The organism is Vibrio sp. 1CM2L, assembly GCF_023161695.1.
Classification (GTDB): Bacteria; Pseudomonadota; Gammaproteobacteria; order Enterobacterales; family Vibrionaceae; genus Vibrio; species Vibrio coralliirubri.
On record NZ_JALNTT010000004.1, the window covers coordinates 411,439 to 431,158 of the forward strand.

A 19,720-nucleotide genomic window follows, 5' to 3' on the forward strand; every position below is an offset into this window, starting at 1 on the left:
ATGCATAGCTAATGATTATATACACAACTATTGTAAGGTTTAATGAGTTTCGTGATAGAACTAACGTATCACGAAAAATCCGTGCTACAAATGGTTGCATATTAAAAATCATGCGACATTATAGCCTGCCGACTAAGATTCGCTTAAATAAGCAGCCATAAGAAAAGGAAAGACATGTTTAAAACGGTTATCGACAACGAACTCTCCATCGCATTGGTTGAAGAGAGCTTCGCTTCTCACTACGCGGAAATCTCACAAAGTCAGAATGAGTACCTAAGCCAATGGCTCGTGTGGCCGCCACATTGTAAAACCGAGCAAGACTTTAGGATCTTCATCCAACGCTCGCTACACGATTATGCGGAAGGGAAAAGCATGACTTGTGCGATCGTGTATCAAGACAAGGTCGTCGGTAACTGTAGTTTCAATACCATTGACCATGATAAGCAAAAGGTGACGATAGGTTATTGGTTATCTGAGACATACCAAGGAAAGGGGATTGTTACGCGCGTTGTCCAAAAGCTGGTTGATATTGCTTTCAATGAGTTAGATATGGAAAAGGTAGAGATATCAGCCGCAACCGGTAACCAAAGCAGCCGTAAGGTTTGTGAGCGCTTACATTTCACGTTAGAAGGTATCATCACGCGTAACGAGAACTTGAATGGTCGCATCGTTGACCACGCTATTTATGGCCTTCATCGCTCTAAGCTCTAAGCTCTAAGCTCTAAGCTCTAAGCTCTAAGCTCTAAGCTCTAAGCTCTAAGCAGTAGTAACTAAGAAGTCACTCGCTTGTAAATCGGAATATGAAAAAGCCACGGTATTAGTCCGTGGCTTTGTTATTTTACGAGCCTGAAGAGCTCTTAAAGCTACAGCTTATGCGATTTTAGGAATCACGATACTGAACTTGGCGCCACCAAAGTTGCTGTCGTCAATTTTGATATCCCAAGAAAGCTTTTTAGCCGCCGATAGAGCAATCGCGAGGCCTAACCCCAATCCACCGGTGGTCGACGCTCTGCTTGAATCTAATCGAGAGAACGGAAGGAATACCTCATCACGCTTATTCTCCGGTATTCCAGAACCATTGTCTTCAATCACCACCAGCCAGTTTTCTGAGTTCTCATCTAACGTCATCCACACTTTGTCTTTCGTGTAATTACCCGCATTCTTTAGCACGTTATCGAACACCAAGCGTGCCATTGAGCAATCACACTTAATCTTGCACTCTAGCTGTACCTTAGATTCAAAGGTGGCATTGTCTAGTTTCGAGTAACGAATTCGGTCTAGGCAATACTCACGAAGATCGGAGGTCACTTTAACGAGTTCAAAGAAAGAGTTATCCATGACATTCAACTTCGACAGCATGATGATTTCTGACGTGAGTTCGTTGATATCCTCAATGTAGGTATCAATGTCATCGAAAAGAACCTGATGATTATCGGGGGCTCCTCTTCTTAGAATATCGGTCGCCAGTTGAATACGACTTAACGGAGTTCGTACTTCGTGTGGGATAGCTTGAGCGAAGATATGACTTTGTTTTACTTTGCTCTCAATCTCTTCAGCCATGAAGTTAAAACTGCTGGCTAAATCAGAAACAGGATGGATGTCGTCCATGTCAGATCGAGTACTAAGCTTGCCCTTACCAAACTGCTTCTGCTTCTCGACGAGCAACTCTATTCTTTCTTGAAAACGCCTCACAGGTAAGTAAACACTTGCTCCAATCGCCACGATTACAGCCAATAACAGCCCTAACAAAAAGTGTCGTTCTGAGTCTTCATACCATTCAATGTCAGGAGAGAAGAAGTCCCCTACCTCACTGAAGCCAAAACTAAATTTAGAGTTTGGCAGCTGAAACACGGCCGAATAAAGGTTGTCATCACTTAGATATATCGGCACACCGTTTAAGGTTGTGTATAACTCACATTGTTGGCAAGGCGCCTCGCCCGACCAATTCTCCAACAGGCGTAAATTGAAGATATAAAATTGTTGGTAGCCTGTTCTATCGAGCTCTTTATAGAGTGAGTTTTCTTGATTGTGTTGACGAACATACTGCTCCGCAAAGTAGATGCCATCATTGAGGAAGGTTTCGATCTCGGTGCGTCGCATGTGCCCCTCACCAAGGTTCAAGAACAAAAATATCGTTGCCGACATCCCAGTCACAATCCCAAGGTATAAGCGAGCAAACATCGAAACCGAGCGAAGCTTCGTAGCAATGAACTTACGCAACCAGCATGTACCCCTTGTTGCGAACCGTACGAATCAACTGTTTGTCTTTTGCGTGAATGCGCAGCTTTCGGCGTAACCCAGACACGCGCATATCAATTGAGCGATCGTTAAATGCGTAATCTATCCCTCTAAATAGCTGACAGCACTGGTCTCGAGTCACGACCTGACAGATGTTATTAACTAGAAGGTTTAAGATTTCAAATTCAGCAGAAGTAAGCTTGAGGTTTTGGCCATAGAGCGTGGCACTTTGAGCAGAGCTGTTGATTACAATATCGCACTGTTTTTCAGCCGTAGTTTCTTGCGCAGTTGTTACGGGAGCAGCTCGACGCAATAACGCTTCAATTCGCGCTAACAAGGCATGGCCACGAATCGGCTTGGCAACGTAATCGTCCGCGCCAAACTTAAATAAGCTGACCTCACTCATTTCATCAGCAGAGGCCGTTAGCACTAAAATCATTCCATTGTAGAACTCACGAGCTTGACGGCAAATCTGCGCGCCGCTCATCCCTGGGAGCATCAAGTCCAACAGCACTAAATCAGGTTCAATACTGCGAATCGCTTCAAGTGCCAAGTTCCCTTCATGAACAACGCTAACATTGTAACCTTCGGCTTCGAGGTAAAGCGTCGTTAAACGAGCTATCTCTTGGTCATCTTCAACAATGAGCACTTTGGTTTTCGACATTCCTATCACCAGTATTTATTAAAAGCGAGGGCAGTATATATACTGGTCATAGATCATCAATATTGGAATCAGAGCCCTACATTTACCGTACGCAAAACATAGTAATCACTTTTGTACATACACGTTTACAAAATAGAGAAGCAACAACCGGTGCGCCTTGGTTTATCAAGGTTACCTCCTTTAGTACACATTATTTGCTGTGTTTTCATCGCCTACCACCCGCTTACATTTGCTTTATTTTCTTACGCGCACTTACATTTGAGGTGTTTACAAAACCCAATCAAACCAACCACCCATACACCAATAACATAACAGTTAATAGCACTGTAAATTTCAACTTTACTAGATTAAAAATTCAAACAAATAGACTTGTAAGTAAAGGTAATCGATTACCTAGACCCAAGTTCAGAGCTTTCCATTTTTCACCGAGAGATAGGTCCTGTTAAGCAATACCTTCTTAAAGTAACATTCACTCCATTAATGAATAGATTCAATATTACGCAATAATCACTTCCACAGGGCCCATTTTAAGATGAATAAAACGCTTTCACTGTTACTGACCGCCACCGCTTTAGTTTCAACACCAGTCATGGCAGACACCAATAAACAAGAAATGGTGAACCAAATTCAAGCGCAAGTCAGTTCTTGGATAGACATTCAGGTCACGCCACAAAGCAGCATTATTCAAAAGATGGTCTTCAACTGTGAGTTCTACAGTGCAACACCTTACATTAAGTCACCAGACGGAAGCGAGAGCAGTTCTGGCTCATACCGCTTTTACGCACATAACGGTGTATTGGGCTCGATGACAGAACCCTTCACCACTCAACCTCTACCTGAATTGACGATGTGCCTGAAAGAAGACTTCGTGGTGACCAATCAAGATGAAGCACAGCTATTATTTGAAGCTATCGAAACGGTCTATCCAAACCACTCTATGTTTGATGAGAACTTTCCTAAAGAGATCATCCAACAACCAAATGGTTGGCACTTCATCGACGGAGAGATTTTTGATGATAAGAAAGGCTATGTCGTCGAAATTACCCCTGAAGGTAAAGTGAACAAAATCATCCGCTCACTGAACCTTTAACACGCTGTTTCTTCTGTGGCACTTTGCTGTGCTTAAGTTCTTTATTGTTCTTAAGCTCTTTCCTGTTCTTTAAAACAGCTTCTTAACAGCGATTAAAGGCCAGAATTCAATTTGATACGCGACGACCGAACACACGATTTCGGTGGTCGCTGTTCGACAAAAATATCAGTTCACCGAGTTCAATATGATGACCAGTTATCAACCTTTCGAGCATCTCCAGTGTCCAATTTGGATATATGACATTGATAATAAGAGAATAACTTGGGCAAACAGCAGCGCCCTGCCTCTGTGGGAGTCTGAATCTCTATTTGAGCTGACATCACGCGACTTTAGTGTCGAGATGTCAAAAGCAATCGAAGCGACATTGGAAGAGTACCAAAGGCAATTTCTACGCAACGAAAGCATCAAGACATGGTGGAACTTCACTCCCAACTACATTTCGAAGCGTGCATTGTGTCTGTTTTCTGGGATCCCACTGCACGACGGTCGAACGGGTATGTTGGTACAAGTCGTCGCTGAAGAAGGCAGTTTAAGGCACGATCTCGCTTGCTCTGATGGTGCAAACCTCTCCCTTCTGTTTAATAAGTCGGGAAGCGTAGTGAGTGCTAACTCCGCATTTTTTCACAACTACGGCTCACCGTTTAGCACCCTATCCGACTTCGTTTCAAGTGAAGAGACAGCAGCACAATGGCTGTTTACCGTGCGTAAAGGCCGAGAGATATTAGAAGAAGTCAGCTGCGAAATAGATGGCAAGACACACCATTTTGATGTGCAAGGAAAGTGGCTCTTTGATAAAAGCGAACTGTTGTTAAACCTAACCTGTACAACAAAGCAAAAAGAGAAACTGATAAAAGCCAGATACAACGCAGAACACGACTGTTTAACGGAGCTTTATAATCGCCGTGGGATCACCAACCTTCTAGAAACCAGCATTGCCTATCGCTCACCGTTCGAATTGATGTTTGTCGACCTTGATGGCTTCAAATTAGTTAATGACACTTATGGGCACACTGTCGGAGACCAACTACTCAAACAGGTTGGTGAACGCCTTAAACAGTTGGTTGATGAGAAATGCATGATCGGGCGATTTGGTGGCGACGAATTCATTGTTATTGCCCACACCTGCCGAAATCAAAATATCCCACTACTCTGCTCTCGCATCATTGATGCCTTAAACCGAAGTTTCCATATCAGAGGAATCGGCAGTTTGTCTGTCGGTTGTAGCATAGGTACCGCACATTTCCCTGATAATGCGGTTGACCAAGAAACATTGCTAAAACAAGCGGGTATGGCGATGCATCTTGCAAAAGCGAATGGTCGAAACCGCTTCCAAACGTTTACCCCAGACTTAGCACAAACCCTGCATCGCAAAGTAGAGATCCGCCATCGACTGGCACGTGCCATCGAAAACGACGATCTCAACCTTCACTACCAACCGATCATGAACACCAACAGCGACAAGGTGAAAGGGTTTGAAGCCTTGCTTCGATGGTCAGACAAAGAACTAGGTAACATAGGCCCTGATGAGTTTATTAGCTTAGCGGAGGAGACAGGACAGATTGTACCGCTCGGCAAATGGGTTCTTAACTCTGCACTCAAACAGCTATCTATATGGCAACGTGAGTTTGATAGTGAGTTGATGATGAGTATCAATATTTCGAGTATTCAGATGCACGCCACCTTTGCCGAGCAGCTATTAGCAATGTTGAACTTCTACAATATCCAACCTCAAAGCATCGCCCTTGAAATCACCGAATCTTCCATGATCTTCAAACATGGTGAAGTCAGACAAGCGTTAAGTGATATTTCTAAATTGGGCGTAGAGCTTCATCTTGATGACTTTGGCACAGGCTACTCGTCACTGTCGATGTTGCATGACTTACCGATTAGCACCGTGAAACTCGATAAAAGCTTCGTCCACGGTTCACACAAAGGGAGCAAAGCGATTGTCCAAGCCACCCATGCTATCTGTGAAAAATTGGGGTTGAAAGTGGTTGCTGAAGGTGTCGAAACCGAAACGCAAAAAGCGTTCTTAATCGATTGTGGATACGAGTATCTTCAGGGTTTTTTATTTAGTAAGCCAATTCCCTCAAATGAAGTCGAAAGTCAGTTTTTGAGTGGTCGACAACCCTACAATTAAAGACTTATTTATCAATAAATTAAGTCGTTTTAATGTTTCGTAAACAATCGGCTGCTGTCGGTGTGTACGCTTACGTATGCTTACATAGCGTTTAACAACAAGAGGAAATAATTAAGCTGTTGTTTATAAAGAAAATTACTTAGAAATTCACACAATAAAACACCAAACCATTATACCCACTAACTGTAATGACTTTAGTATTTAGATTACCCTCATTCCGTCCCTTTAGCAGATCAAATAATCGGTAACCATGAACAGACAAAACGGCTTCACCCTCTTAGAACTCATCATCTCTGTATTAATTTTAGCGATCGTTTCGGCGACAGCTATGGTCAAGTTCTTAGACGTTCAAGGAAGTGCTCGTGCGAGTAAAATACACGATGTGGCTGGTAACCTTCGCACGGGTATCGATATGATCTACGCGAAGTCAGCAATTGCTGGCGTTGAGGATGAGTGCAACTATGTTGAAAAGACGGAGATTGAGACCTACTACGTCTGCCACGGCTATCCAATCGCCTATGTTGATTCGCTAAGAAGACTGCTCAATATCGACGCAACAGAGCTTCATGTCATCAACAAAGAAGTAGACTCTGGCAGCAATGCAGAAAGAGTAGCCGCCATCTCTTTCGACACCGAAAACTACACCTATTCGCCAGAAGGAGACTTTTGTCAGGTGCTTTACCAGCCAGAAAAAGAACCACAAATCGTGGTGCTTGATGGTGCATGTTAAATACTCAACGATTGCACGCTTTCATAGTTAACACAAAGCCACCGCAACAGATCTTTGAATATCATATGGTTACGCTAACATTTGCTCAAAAATAACACTAATTGATCTAACTTGTTACTGCTTACACTTTTAGGCAGTGCTCATGGTATAACACCAACCTCATTCATATCTTATTTTCATCACTAGCCGATGAATATTTACATGGGTACGTATTTGACATATATGTCAATAATAGTCCCATTAAAATCCTTTAATCAACGACTCATGATAAACATCATCCTTTCCCTATTTTAAATATCCCAACTTAAATCTTCATCATTTAAAATATGTGACAGAATAAGTTAAAGTCAATTATTCAACAAATATAATTAATTCTATCATTGACCAATTTAATTCAATTACCAAACCAACAAGAAAATTAAATTATATTAATATCACATAAATTGACATAATTTAATTTTATCCTGAAAAATTCTGATAAATCTGACACATCGATAAGCTGAATGAATACCACCAGAAGCTACATTAGAAACCTCTAAATTCAGTCGCTAAACCTACCGCGTAGAAGCTGTGAAATGGATAAATACCAAAACAAATGGATAAATCCCCTTTACCCCTTGTAAATCATTGGCTTTCATTTATAAATTCAACTTTTGGGTGAACATCTCCATAACCTTTCATTAAAGCCCAAATTCTGCGATTAGTATCAACATCTTGAGAGAAAATGGTGACATTTTGGTTATATTATTTAGATCGAACTCTTGTGTTGAATGAAAATCCCAGCCATCACATATCCATCACACAAATATAATAACTATCGCTTAGGAGTTGAGCTATGCACTGTTCTTTCAATATAAATAACAATAATGAGAGCTTGCAACTAATCTACAATGAAGAAAAAATATACATAAAAAGAAACAGTAATAAGATATCAGAGGAAACTCTTAATAGTAAAGAGAGTTTTGTTTTCAAATACCTTATTGAACACTCGTCAATATCAAACCCTCAATCTGCACGAGATGTTGAAGAATCTTTTAAATTACACTTTGACGAAGAGTTTAGCTTATACGCGTTAAAAAACATTATTGCTTCTATAAGAAAGAAATATCGAAGCTTATGCAAAAAAGCGAAGGTAGATAATAATAGCGAACTTATCTCTAACCTTTATAAGGTAGGTTACTTTATCGATCTCGATAAAAGCTCAACCAATCGTATCGCACCTAAGTACGACATCAACCAGTTCAAGCCCAGCCAGTTCGAGATGTTGAAACTGATGTTCAACACGTATCATCGAGAGCTGATCAAGGCTCTGATAGCCGTGTTCACCATCTCTTCCTTTTTCCTATTCGTTGTCTACTTTTTCCAAATCCTTTATACGACGAAGATTGCGAATGAATACAGTGAGAACACCAAACATATTGCAGCGGAAGTCATGGACTACGGTTGCGATAGCCACGGGGCAGTACACTCGCTAAGGCACTCGCTCAACCTTGATTCTGTCGTCATGACCACACCTTATGGCTCCTGTTATATCTCTAAAACACGCTCTAAGATGATAGAGCTCGATCAGGTAGACGACTTCTACGATAGCGCTGATTTTGCCTATTCGCGCTTCATAGATACCGAGCATGACATCGAGATGATTGTTCGAATATCTAAACGCTCTATCGAAGCTCGATACAAGAACTCACTATTGCCTCTGTTAGTCGATTCTATCTCCATCAAAAAAAATGGTTACTACATCCTAAACCTTGGCGAAGAGAGTAAATCTATCTATCAAACATCCCTGCCAACCGGTGCGACCATCACCTTCTACAGTGACGATATAGTTGCGCTGTGGATTGCACTTTCTCTGATACTCGCCACCCTGCTTTATCGCTCCTATATTCTGGGCTTTGTGATCTACCTGTTTCGTTGGAAACACATCTCCTTTGAAGAAGAGCCGATCATCAACACAGAAGACAACAGCGTTCTCTATTACGAGTTGTTATCTCGTGTGCGTAACGTTGGCGTTTTAAGCTTTATCAACACCATGAGACGCACCAATTTACTCACCTTTCATACTATCTTACTCATCGAGACAGTAAGAAAAGCGAAGTTAAATAACAGCCATGAGATCTATGGTGTCAACGTGTGCCCAAGTGCTTTGGTAGGGTCAAACTTCGCAAGGCTCAGAGAGCATCTAGCCGCGATGGAAGCGAATGAATTTGTTGTCGAGATCACTGAATATTCGAACATTGGCTATGGATGTGAGGTTATCGATAACATTAAGGATATCAAAAAGCTTGGTATCACCATCGCTCTAGATGACTTTGGCACGGGTAATAACAACATCGAAATCATCAATGTCATCTCTCCTACCTATCTAAAACTGGATCGCTGCTTTGTTAAGGATATCGAGTCAGGAGAACACCATCAGGGTGTATTACTTAATATCTCGGAGATTGGACGCCTATCAAATATCACAATGATTTATGAAGGTGTCGAGACGCGTAGGCAGCAATATATCTTGTGTCAGTTGGGCTACAACTTACATCAAGGTTACCTGTATAGCAGGCCTCAAAGTACAACCGACGCATAGCCTAGCCAATATCATTTCCTGAGGTTCAAGCAACAACGGGTTCTGCTGAGTCTAGTGTGTGTCGTGCAGGGCTAATGGTCGCTCTCACACAAGCTTCAGGCTCTACAGGAAAGTAGGCGTCAATCAACCCTTGGGCAGAAAGCGGCTTATCAAAGTAATAACCTTGTAGTAAATCACAATGGTATTGCTGTAGCTTCGCCATCTGTTCTGGGGTTTCAACCCCTTCAGCCACGACCTTCATCTGGCACGATGCACCAATATCAATAATGGCTTTCACCAAGGTTTCACTGTGTTGGCTGGAATTCAGCTTGCCAATGAAAGAGCGGTCTATCTTTATCTCGGTGATCGGCAAAGTATTTAGGTAATTCAGTGATGAAAAGCCTGTACCAAAGTCATCAAGCGAGATGCCAAATCCATATTCTCTTAGCCTTTTCAATATTGGCTCGACAATATGCAGGTCTTTGATGAGGATGTTTTCGGTCAGTTCTAGCGTAACTCGGCAAGGGTCGATGCCGACTTCTTCAATGAGGCGGATGACTTTATCGTCGAACCCTAACTCAAACACTTGTTTAGGTGACACGTTCACGGAAACACAGACCGCCTCAGGACCGTTTGACATCAAACGTAAGGTATCTTCACACGCTTTCCTTAATACAAACTCACCAATCTCATGAATCTTGCCGATTCGCTCTGCTGCGGGAATAAAATCCAACGGAGACACAAAGCCAAGCAAGCTATTATGCCAACGACACAGTGCCTCAACGCCTTTTAGCTGCTCGGTATGGGAATCCACTTGAGGTTGGTAAAGCACGCTGAACTCACCCTTCTCTAATGCCGTTTTAAGCTGTTCTTCGACTGAAAATCCGTACTTCACTTTCTGATTGATCACATCATCATAGAAGATCGCATCGCCTTTATTCAGCTCCTTGGCCTTGTACAACACAATATCGGCTTTGGTTAGCAGTTCCTCTACCTCTGTTCCATCATAGGGGTACATCGACACGCCGGCCGAGCACTGTGTCGAGACCGAAGCACCATGAATATTAAATAAGGGTTTGAAGACATCTTGGATTTGTTGGACTTTCTGCTCCGCTTCCACAAGGTCGTGAATACCCGGTAGGCAGAAGACAAACTCATCGCCTCCGAAACGTGAAACAATATCGTTAGCCCCTAAAATTCGCTCAAATCGCAAACCTATCTGTTTAAGGAGTTCATCTCCACTCGCATGGCCATATTGGTCATTGATGCGTTTAAAGTTATCTAAGTCAACGAACACCAACGCCACCAATTTGCCTTCCAATTTCGAATGAGCGATAGCTCGACTTACTTGCAGTTCAAGCTCAGAGCGATTAGGGAGCGCGGTCAGAGAGTCATGTCTTGCCATATGTTGTAGACGGCGGCGGCTATTTTGGATTCGATTGAAGTCGTCAGAAATCCTCTGCTCCATTTGATCAAAGCGCAGCGATATCCTTCGACTAACCAGAGCACTGATAAAAATACAGAGTAAGGTCGCCAGCACACTTAATATAAGAATCAGTCCAAACTCATTACGTGAGTCCAAGAGTAGCTGGTTTTTTCTGTGTTCAATGGAAGCATTAATATTGTTCAAGTACACGCCTGTACCCACTATCCAATCCCAATCTCCGACCTTTTTTACGTAGCTACTCTTAGGACCAATGAAACCCTGTTTATCAACGGTGATGTAGTCAACAAACCCACCCGACTCAGCTTGCGCTAACACGTCTTGCTTGAAGTTGTTTCCAAGGTCGTCGTAAACATTAAGATCTTGCCCGGTATGAATTTGGTGTGCATGAAGTAGGCTGTCACCATTCTGTTCAAAAACGAACAAGTATCCATTATCACCGACCGTTACCTTCGACAATATCTCAAGAATTCTTTGGTAACTGACTCGTTTAACATCATCGAGAGAAATGCCAGTACCGAAATACCAATCAAAGGGTTCGAACCGACGAATGTAGCTGAGTTTTTCGAAGTGCGTATTGTCGATGTGTGGCTTTTCAAAATCTTGCCCATCAAAGCCAGGGCGAGGCACAAAATAGCGGGAATAAGCCCCATTATTCTGTTTAAGAAGCGCTATTTGTTGTTTGATGACCGCCACACCACGACTATCAGTCGTTTCAAGTTGATTGGTATTTTCTAACTCAGGATCGCGAGGATGAACCAGCACTGTGCCTTGCATATCGTAGGCGTAAATGTAGTCTTTTTTGTCCGCGTAGCTCAGCTTTCTGATCTCGTTAAGAATGAGTAACTTAAGCTCTTCTTCCGGCAGGTGTTGATTCGAGGAGTAGATATTCTGTGCGGCGGTATAGGCTCTATCTAACCGACGGGTAATACGCTTTTTCACCTCGATTTCGACAAGACGTTGAGTGTGCTTTATCTGTTGCGACACTTGAAGAACTTGCGTCTCAATAGAGTTCTTTTGGGCGGAGATGTAGTCTGTTCTGATGAGATCTACCAATGCCTTGACCTTCTGGTCTACGCTCGTAAACATCGCCACATTCAAGACGATTGCAGAAAAGATGATGATGGTGATCGGCAAATATTTAGTAAACCAGACCAACTTTTTATCATTAATGTGCAACATACAAACTCAACACTACAGAACAGGATTCCATATAATCTCATTATTTTACTGAACATCCAACCATAAAAGTTAACATTCAGATAATTTATAGAAAAAGCTTGTCTATCTTGTAAAAAAGGTTAGTGTTATACACATGTATATCACCATGCAGTTTTAATTATGACCGAATGGAAAGACGACCAGCCGATCTTTAGGCAGCTTGCCGCCAAGATCAGTGACCAAATTCTTCAGGGTGTTTGGCTAGAGCTACAAGCACTGCCCTCTGTGCGTGCGGTTGCCGCCGATCTCAAGATCAACCACCTTACTGTCATGAAAAGCTACCAGTTACTGGTGGATGAAGGCTTGGTAGAAAAAAAACGCGGCCAAGGCATGTATGTGGCCGAAGGGGCACTTCAAAAATTGAAAGAGTCTGCACACCAATCATTCATCAACACACAGATCCCAGCTATCGCTGAGACGCTAAGCATCATTGATATGAGTGTCGAAGAACTCGTGAAACAACTAGCACAACATATAAAGGACAAGTCATGAGTACTTTACTTTCCGTGAAAAACGTAACCAAAACCTATTCAAATCAAGTGGGTGTCGAGAACATCAGCTTTGAGTTAAAACCGGGGCAAGTGCTTGGACTGCTGGGCCATAATGGCGCAGGGAAATCGACACTAATCAAATCACTGCTTGGTGGACACAACTATCAAGGTGAAATTGAAGTTAACGGCTACCACCCTATCCACCAGCATGCAGAACTCATGCTGCACTTGTCGTACATCTCAGATGTTAACGTGTTACCCGAGTGGATGACCGTTAAGCAACTGCTTCGATACACCCAAGGTGTACACCCTAGCTTCAATACACAAAAAGCAGAGCAGACGCTAAGCAGCACCAACATCAAGCTCTCTTCGACTATCAAGCAACTTTCTAAGGGAATGAAGGTACAACTTCACCTTGCGATCATCATCGCGACTGACACTCAAGTGTTGATCTTAGATGAGCCTACACTTGGCCTAGATTTGCTGTACCGCGATACTTTTTATCGCCATCTACTTGAGTGGTTCCACGACGGCGAACGCGCCATGATCATTGCAAGCCATGAGGTTTCAGAGATTGAACACTTATTAACGGATGTTCTGATTTTAAAACAAGGCCATTGTGTGCTGCAAAAGAGCATGGAAGACATCGAAAACGACTATTTCATTATCGAAGTCGCAAACAACCATTCAAGCGAGATACAGAAGCTCAACCCACTGACCTCACAATCCGGCCTAGGCACCACTAAGTGGTTATTAGAAGGCCAATACAAAGCGCAGGTTGAATCACTGGGTAACATCTATAACGTTGGTCTCGCAGATCTATTCCTTGCAACACAGACGGAGAAGGCATAATGCATCCAAGTTTTTACATGCTAGAAAAAGAACTCATCGAGCACAAAATTAACACTCGATTGCCTCTGTTTGTCGCGTTGTGTGGTTTCTTACTGTTCGTTAGTCTGTTCTTCAATGGCGCAGCGAAGCATGAGTTTTTCTTCGAAATGCAAGTGAACGGTGACGTGAGCGACATCCACAGAGAGTTCGCACAAGACCTCAATTCAGTGATCTACTTTGGCGCGGGTCTTATTTCACTGATCCTATCGACGCTTTACATCCCTAAAACGCTGCGTAAAGAGCGCCAAGAAGGTAGTTCGATGTTTTGGAGAAGTATGCCGGTATCAAACGCAATGACTCACGGTGTGAAACTCGGCTTCGGTTTAGTGGTTATTCCCGCAATCTGTGCGTTGCTCGTGCTGTTCGCCGATTTCCTATTCTGGATATTGAACGTCTCTAGCGAGCAGCAACTGGCGCTACTAGTTGAGCAGCAATCCCTACTGTACGTGCTGAGCAACTGGCTCGTGTTCTTTGGGAGAATGTTGTTAGTTGCACTGGTTTTACTACCACTGGCAACCGTGACCCTAGCGATTTCGCAGTTGGTGAACTCTCCATTGCTTGTCATTTTTATCTCAAGCTATGCGATTAAGTTCCTCTCTGTCGCGGTATTTGGCTTCTATGGCATCAACGATTTCCTATCTCTCATCGCATCACTGCCAATGAAGGTACTGACAGCAAGCAACCCATTCAGCGCGATTGCTGAAGCGCCGATTTTATCGTTAAGTCTTTACGTACTGATTGGCGTTGGCGGTTATCTGCTGAGCCTAAAACTAAATAGAACGGACGATGTGAGCTTAAAGACGCTGTTCCAACGCTAGAGTCTATCCTAAGCACGGGCCTTTATCGGGCAGTCACATCAGGTACCAAAATCTAAATCAAAGCTTCTGAGAAATCGGGAGCTTTTTTATTATCAGAACTTTAACGAATACAGGGATACGAAACCAAGGAACAAGGAACAGGCTTTAGTTTGGGGTAACGGGTTTAACAAACCAAGATAAACTTAGAGGGGGTATTAATGAGCTGACATTAAATTGCATTGTTGTTCATGCCTGCCAGCTCTTTGGGGATGATTTCGTTAGTCGCCGACCAGATGAAGGTCCTTGAGAGTGCTAATGAAATCAGTTTGTTGCGTTTTACATTTGATTAAGCTTTTCAGCTTTTAAAGCTTTACGATTTAAAGCTTATTTCTTTGATGCTTCTTTAGACGTGTCTTTCCAGTATTGGATACGAACGCGATGAAGCTGTGCTCTTCTCATTTTTTTCATAAGGGATATTTCCTTTTCTTTAACTGCTCTTCATGAGCTATTTTTATTGCCAACCATTCGAATCTAACGGTGTTTGATGCCCAGATCAATGATACAAATCACAAAATATATAGAGTTTTGAGTACCATTTACATCAAAGTATGACCTAGATATCAACTATGGCTCAATTCAATCCTATGAGCCGCTGTTCAAAATTAAGGTTAGTTCTCTCAGATGACAAATTCATTTCAGTATCAATACAGTTCAATGATACTAATTTAATAGACCGGACCAACGCGGATTTAGTTCCAGTGTCTTATCATTTATTGATTACATCGCCCTTAAAGTTACGGTGTAACTATAAATACATTCAGTGTGAGCAAATAATCGCCACATTAGCCTATACGTCACAACATCAAAATGGGATTATGTTTGTAACGGATAGAGCTTTTGATAGAAAAAAGCCGTAATGGACAAAATTAAATAGGCGTAATTAAATGGACGTAATTATGAGTAAAGTAATTCTGCAAGGGCATATTCTAGTGCCAGACAACGATCTAGAAGCCGTCACACAAGCCTTAGCTGTGCACAAAGAACTGACACTAGAAGAACCTGGTTGTATCGTCTTTCGAGTCAGTCAAAGCACGCTTCAACCTAATCGCTTTGAAGTGTATGAAGAATTCACTAGCCGAGAAGCATTCGAAATCCACCAACAGCGAGTAAAAGTGTCTGAATGGGGTGAAATCTCCCAGAACGTGACACGTCATTACCAAGTCACTGATGTTCCGACATCATAATGATACATCCGCTAGCCAAGCGCATCGCCACGTTGATCAAACAAGATCCCTTACGAATGAAGGTTTTAGACCGTGTCGCTCAGTTGAATTTACCGCAGTGTTACGTCGCTGCGGGCTTTGTGAGAAACCTCGTTTGGGATCACCTGCATGGTTATGCCTCCCCGACCCCACTCAATGATATTGATGTGATCTACTTTGATCCCATGGATACCTCTTACGAATCGGATCTTAAATACGAGGCTCTGCTTAAACAACGGTTACCCGAACTGAATTGGCAAGTTCGCAATCAAGCCTGCATGCACACCAGAAATGGGGATGAACCTTACCAAGGCTCATTGGATGCGATGAGTTATTGGCCAGAGAAAGAAACCGCCGTCGCCGTAAAACAAAGCCTCCATGGAAACATCGAGTGTATTTCTGCCTTTGGCTTAGAGAGTTTGTTTGATTTGCAAATCACACCCAATCCAAAGCGTAGCCGAGATATCTTTGATCAAAGAGTGCAATCCAAAGGTTGGCTAACCCAGTGGCCCAAGTTAGCGATGAGTCACAATTAACCAGCTGTCGAATTCAAACGCTAAAACCATTGACTAAAAACCCAATCAGATCGAACATGCCCCACTTATTAGCTTATTAAGTTAGTAATTAACCAACTCACCAACCACGCGTGGCGACTAGCTGCTACGCTCTCTCGTCATACTGAGTAACGACCATGAACCAACAATACATGCTGCAAGCACTCGAAGCTTCGCGCCAAGCCTTACCTGATTGCCAACCAAACCCGCCAGTAGGGTGTGTTTTGGTGAAAGACGATAAGGTGGTATCTGTTGGGTATACACAGAAGGTCGGCGGTAACCACGCCGAGGTTGAAGCACTGAATAGCTATGACGACGAAATGGAAGGGGTTACCGCTTATGTAACTTTAGAGCCATGTTCATTTGTCGGCAGAACACCCGCTTGCGCCAATACATTGGTTAAAGCAGGTGTAAAACACGTAGTCGTGGCGATGCTAGACCCAGACCCTCGTAATAATGGTCGTGGTGTTGCGATCCTTGAATCGCACGGCGTGAAGGTTGATGTGGGGTTATGCCAAGCGCAAGTGAGCGCCTTTTTAAGCCCTTACCTTGGTAAGTCCTAGATCTTAACCAGCCAGTATTAGGTCAATTTCACTCGGTAAAGCGGGTTGACTGGCTTATCGACAAAATACGACCAAATATGATCGTAGACGGCATGTTGGTTGGGGAACGGCGCAAGTGCTTTCGCTTCCTCTAAATTGCACCAACGGTACTCAGTATGCTCGTCATTCAGTTCAATCGCTTGGTTGGGTGGGCATAGTGCCGCAAACACAGGGATTAGCTGAATCACATTCACGTGCGCCTCGTAAAACTGCTCCAGAAACTGCGCGTTATACAAAGCTTCCACCTTAATTTGGGTCTCTTCTTCAAACTCGCGCACGATAGCCTGCCAGCCTGTTTCACCTGCTTCAATCGAGCCTGCGACATGGCACCAAAACTCGCCCTTCACACGCTTCATTAGTAGCATTTTCATTTGTCCGTCGATCTCTGAAATAGCGACACCGGAGACAATCGAAGTATTGAGTGGAATCATAACGTTACCTTAGTTTTCATAAGAGGTTGGCAAGGCTACCACCCTTGGTTTGTTAAATTGTCTTCTATGATTAAAAACGAGAAGTTACTCATCAATTAATGGCGTTCAAGCTATAGCTCATGGGTTCAGTATTAACCGTCTCGCTTAGCTATCCAGTAATAGAGCCATTTCTTATTTGAGGCGCTTTTCGATAAAGAGTAGAATCGCCGCCTTGTACTGTGTTTAACGTCTCTAAACATACACAGTAGACTCACAACCATTTATCACCACGATATAAGTATTAATACGACTATGCACTCATCAAAACCAACGCACGACTCAGAAAACAGCCACACACCTGAGCATTGCTTCACTCGTTTTCAACAGCCGATCGAGTCATATTCGTTGCCTGAGCGTTTCACATTCCCGTTCTACTACGAACCGCACCCATTGTGTGAAATCGCTTCTCATCAGCTTCAACAGTATCTAGAAACTCAAACCGACTGGCAGCATGACTTCGGACTGGATTCTGACGCTGGTCGCGGCAAAATGTTTGGTGTGTTACTGGTGAAAAGCCCTGAAGGTGAATTGGGTTACTTCTCTGCTTTCTCTGGAAAGATCGCCGACCAAAACCTATTACCTCACTTTGTACCGCCCGTGTTCGACATGCTCAGCAGCGACAGCTTTTTCCATCAAGATACGGCCGATATGATGGCTGTAAACGCTGAGTTTAAAGCGCTGCAAGCAAATACTGAATACCTTGAATTGTTCGAGCAACTTGCGCAGCAAAAAGCGCAAGCGGAGCAAGAGATTGAAGCTCAACGCCTATTGATTATTGAAGGCCGAAAAACGCGTAAAGAACAACGTGAACAAGGTAAAGAAAACCTTGATGAGCAAGCTTTCGAACAGCTAAATAACGAGCTAAACAAGGCCAGTGTTGCCGACAAGAACCAGCAGAAGTACCTAAAACTCAACTGGGAACAAACCCTGCAAGTGTTGCAGGCTAAAGTTGATGTGTTCACCTCTCAACTGGCTGAGCTAAAAGAGCAAAGAGCACATATTTCTCATCAGCTTCAACACAAGTTGTTTTCACAATACGCTTTCCAAAATGCAGAAGGAAACGTTGAAGACCTTAACCAGATCTTTGAAAACACGCCAAACAAGATACCACCAGCAGGCTCTGGTGAATGCGCTGCGCCTAAATTGCTGCAATACGCGTACTTAAATGGTTACACGCCATTGGCATTGGCTGAATTTTGGTGGGGTCGTTCACCAAAATCTGAAATCCGTAAGCACAAGAAATACTACGCTTCTTGTCAGAGCAAATGTGTGCCGATTTTAGGTCATATGATGAAAGGCCTTGAAGTCGACCCAAACCCATTGCTAGAGAACCCAGCAGAAGGCAAAGAGCTGGATATTCTGTTCCAAGATGAGCACATCGTGGTAGTGCACAAGCCAGCAGGTTTTCTATCCGTGCCGGGTAAAACCATCAAAGATTCCGCCTACACACGCGTTCAAGAAATGCATCCCGATGTTGAAGGCCCATTTGTTATTCATCGCTTAGACATGGCGACCTCTGGCATTCTAATCTTCGCTCTCACACGACGTGCGAACAAGAGCTTGCAGAAGCAGTTCATTACTCGTGAAGTCGAGAAGCGATACGTGGCAATGATTGAAGGCGTTCTAGCAGAAGATGAAGGCTATGTTCGACTGCCATTGCGTGGTGATTTGTATGACCGCCCTCGCCAGATTGTCTGCTTCGAACACGGCAAGCCTGCAGAAACCAAATGGGAAGTGATTGAGCGAAACGAGCAAACCACTAAGGTTTACCTGCACCCTAAAACAGGGCGTACACACCAGTTGCGTGTTCACTGTTCACACGAAGAAGGCCTTAACATGCCTATCGTCGGTGATGGCCTATATGGCAATAAAGCCGACCGATTGCACTTACACGCAGAAAGACTTGCGCTGCACCACCCTGTGACCAAAGAGTGGATGGAATTCCAGTTCGACGCTGAATTCTAAAACCTCTCATTAGTACCGAGCTTTGATAAGGAGTCACAACCACTTGTGGCTCCTACCTCTTTTGGGTATATCTCCACGCTTATTGCACTACATCAAGATTCACTTTGTCGTGAAGAGTAGCATGCCCACCTTCTTCTCTCCTTGAGGCCTTTGATATGTCATCAGCTGCTTTGAATTTACAACCTAACAAACTGACTTCCCCATTAATTGCGACTCAAGCACCGAGCTTGAAGCCACTTACATCCAAAAAGCCAGACTTAAACTCGGCAATGCTTAACTTAATTGCAGAAGTTAAAAACGAACTCCCACTTTACGAGTCGGAGACGTTTATCTGTGGGCCAAAAGGAAACTGCTCGGGTTGCTCTAAGAAACTGCTAGAGATGGTCGACAGTGAGTTAATGTATTGGGAGCACAGTATTTCCATTGGCCAAGGCCCTAACTTCGAAGAACTGCGCCGCTTTGGTAAACTATGCAGCAGCGTTCGACGTGGTTTAGAGCGTAACGGTTTAGTCGAAAAACGCCCAAAGAAAAGATAACAAGCCAAGTCGATAATCATTACAATGTGTCGCTGGCGATTACAAGCTACACTGCTACTAACTGA

At 43.3% G+C, this 19,720-nt stretch carries 17 protein-coding genes; 13 read left to right on the top strand and 4 right to left on the bottom strand.

What is annotated here, in order from left to right; all coding sequences use genetic code 11:
• Window positions 1-174: 174 nt before the first annotated feature.
• Window positions 175-711: a GNAT family protein gene (locus MSG34_RS16645; protein WP_193842124.1), complete on the top strand. Its 537-nt coding sequence runs from the start codon at window positions 175-177 to the stop codon at window positions 709-711.
• Window positions 712-870: 159 nt separating this feature from the next.
• Here MSG34_RS16645 and MSG34_RS16650 read toward each other — a convergent pair whose 3' ends face one another.
• The gene (locus tag MSG34_RS16650; RefSeq protein WP_248338624.1) at window positions 871-2,220 is read right to left on the bottom strand and encodes a HAMP domain-containing sensor histidine kinase; all 1,350 of its coding nucleotides are present in this window, start codon (window positions 2,218-2,220) and stop codon (window positions 871-873) included.
• A complete protein-coding gene (locus tag MSG34_RS16655; protein WP_048617038.1) occupies window positions 2,213-2,902 on the bottom strand; it encodes a response regulator transcription factor in 690 nt (229 codons plus the stop codon). Before MSG34_RS16655 ends, MSG34_RS16650 begins: the two co-directional genes overlap by 8 nt.
• 532 nt (window positions 2,903-3,434) lie before the next feature.
• Here MSG34_RS16655 and MSG34_RS16660 point away from each other — a divergent pair.
• From MSG34_RS16660 to MSG34_RS16675, 4 genes are all read left to right on the top strand, one after another.
• Window positions 3,435-3,992: a hypothetical protein gene (locus MSG34_RS16660; protein WP_193842126.1), complete on the top strand. Its 558-nt coding sequence runs from the start codon at window positions 3,435-3,437 to the stop codon at window positions 3,990-3,992.
• A gap of 184 nt (window positions 3,993-4,176) precedes the next feature.
• Complete coding sequence (locus MSG34_RS16665; protein ID WP_193842127.1) at window positions 4,177-6,132, top strand: EAL domain-containing protein; 1,956 nt, start codon at window positions 4,177-4,179, stop codon at window positions 6,130-6,132.
• A gap of 250 nt (window positions 6,133-6,382) precedes the next feature.
• Entirely contained in the window at window positions 6,383-6,862 is a 480-nt protein-coding gene (locus MSG34_RS16670) for a type II secretion system protein (RefSeq protein ID WP_017060589.1), read from the top strand.
• Window positions 6,863-7,697: 835 nt separating this feature from the next.
• Window positions 7,698-9,443, top strand: a complete 1,746-nt coding sequence (locus MSG34_RS16675) for an EAL domain-containing protein (protein WP_193842128.1) — start codon at window positions 7,698-7,700, stop codon at window positions 9,441-9,443.
• Between the two features lie 25 nt (window positions 9,444-9,468).
• On the opposite strand, the gene MSG34_RS16680 is transcribed toward MSG34_RS16675, so the two are convergent.
• Window positions 9,469-12,048 carry an EAL domain-containing protein gene (locus MSG34_RS16680; RefSeq protein ID WP_193842129.1) on the bottom strand — a complete coding sequence of 860 codons (2,580 nt, stop codon included), beginning with the start codon at window positions 12,046-12,048 and terminating at the stop codon, window positions 9,469-9,471.
• 159 nt (window positions 12,049-12,207) lie between these two features.
• Here MSG34_RS16680 and MSG34_RS16685 point away from each other — a divergent pair, with 159 nt between their 5' ends.
• From MSG34_RS16685 to MSG34_RS16710, 6 genes are all read left to right on the top strand, one after another.
• Complete coding sequence (locus MSG34_RS16685; RefSeq protein ID WP_017060587.1) at window positions 12,208-12,579, top strand: GntR family transcriptional regulator; 372 nt, start codon at window positions 12,208-12,210, stop codon at window positions 12,577-12,579.
• Window positions 12,576-13,430, top strand: coding sequence for an ABC transporter ATP-binding protein (locus tag MSG34_RS16690; RefSeq protein WP_248338626.1), 855 nt, complete (start codon window positions 12,576-12,578; stop codon window positions 13,428-13,430). Before MSG34_RS16685 ends, MSG34_RS16690 begins: the two co-directional genes overlap by 4 nt.
• Window positions 13,430-14,287 (top strand): hypothetical protein, encoded by an 858-nt coding sequence (locus tag MSG34_RS16695; RefSeq protein WP_248338629.1) that lies wholly within the window; start codon window positions 13,430-13,432, stop codon window positions 14,285-14,287. The genes MSG34_RS16690 and MSG34_RS16695 overlap by 1 nt, the downstream gene beginning before the upstream one ends.
• Window positions 14,288-15,222: 935 nt before the next feature.
• A complete protein-coding gene (locus MSG34_RS16700) occupies window positions 15,223-15,510 on the top strand; it encodes an antibiotic biosynthesis monooxygenase (RefSeq protein WP_248338631.1) in 288 nt (95 codons plus the stop codon).
• Window positions 15,510-16,064, top strand: a complete 555-nt coding sequence (locus MSG34_RS16705) for a nucleotidyltransferase family protein (RefSeq protein WP_248338633.1) — start codon at window positions 15,510-15,512, stop codon at window positions 16,062-16,064. The genes MSG34_RS16700 and MSG34_RS16705 overlap by 1 nt, the downstream gene beginning before the upstream one ends.
• Before the next feature lie 155 nt (window positions 16,065-16,219).
• Window positions 16,220-16,645: a bifunctional diaminohydroxyphosphoribosylaminopyrimidine deaminase/5-amino-6-(5-phosphoribosylamino)uracil reductase RibD gene (locus MSG34_RS16710; protein ID WP_248338635.1), complete on the top strand. Its 426-nt coding sequence runs from the start codon at window positions 16,220-16,222 to the stop codon at window positions 16,643-16,645.
• Between the two features lie 17 nt (window positions 16,646-16,662).
• Here the strand turns inward: MSG34_RS16710 and MSG34_RS16715 are convergent, their stop codons facing one another.
• The gene (locus MSG34_RS16715; protein ID WP_248338636.1) at window positions 16,663-17,115 is read right to left on the bottom strand and encodes an NUDIX domain-containing protein; all 453 of its coding nucleotides are present in this window, start codon (window positions 17,113-17,115) and stop codon (window positions 16,663-16,665) included.
• Between the two features lie 291 nt (window positions 17,116-17,406).
• On the opposite strand from MSG34_RS16715, the gene MSG34_RS16720 reads away from it, so the two are divergent.
• Both MSG34_RS16720 and MSG34_RS16725 read left to right on the top strand, forming a co-directional pair.
• Complete coding sequence (locus tag MSG34_RS16720; RefSeq protein WP_248338637.1) at window positions 17,407-19,119, top strand: RluA family pseudouridine synthase; 1,713 nt, start codon at window positions 17,407-17,409, stop codon at window positions 19,117-19,119.
• Window positions 19,120-19,274: 155 nt separating this feature from the next.
• Entirely contained in the window at window positions 19,275-19,655 is a 381-nt protein-coding gene (locus MSG34_RS16725) for a hypothetical protein (RefSeq protein WP_248338639.1), read from the top strand.
• Window positions 19,656-19,720 lie beyond the last annotated feature (65 nt).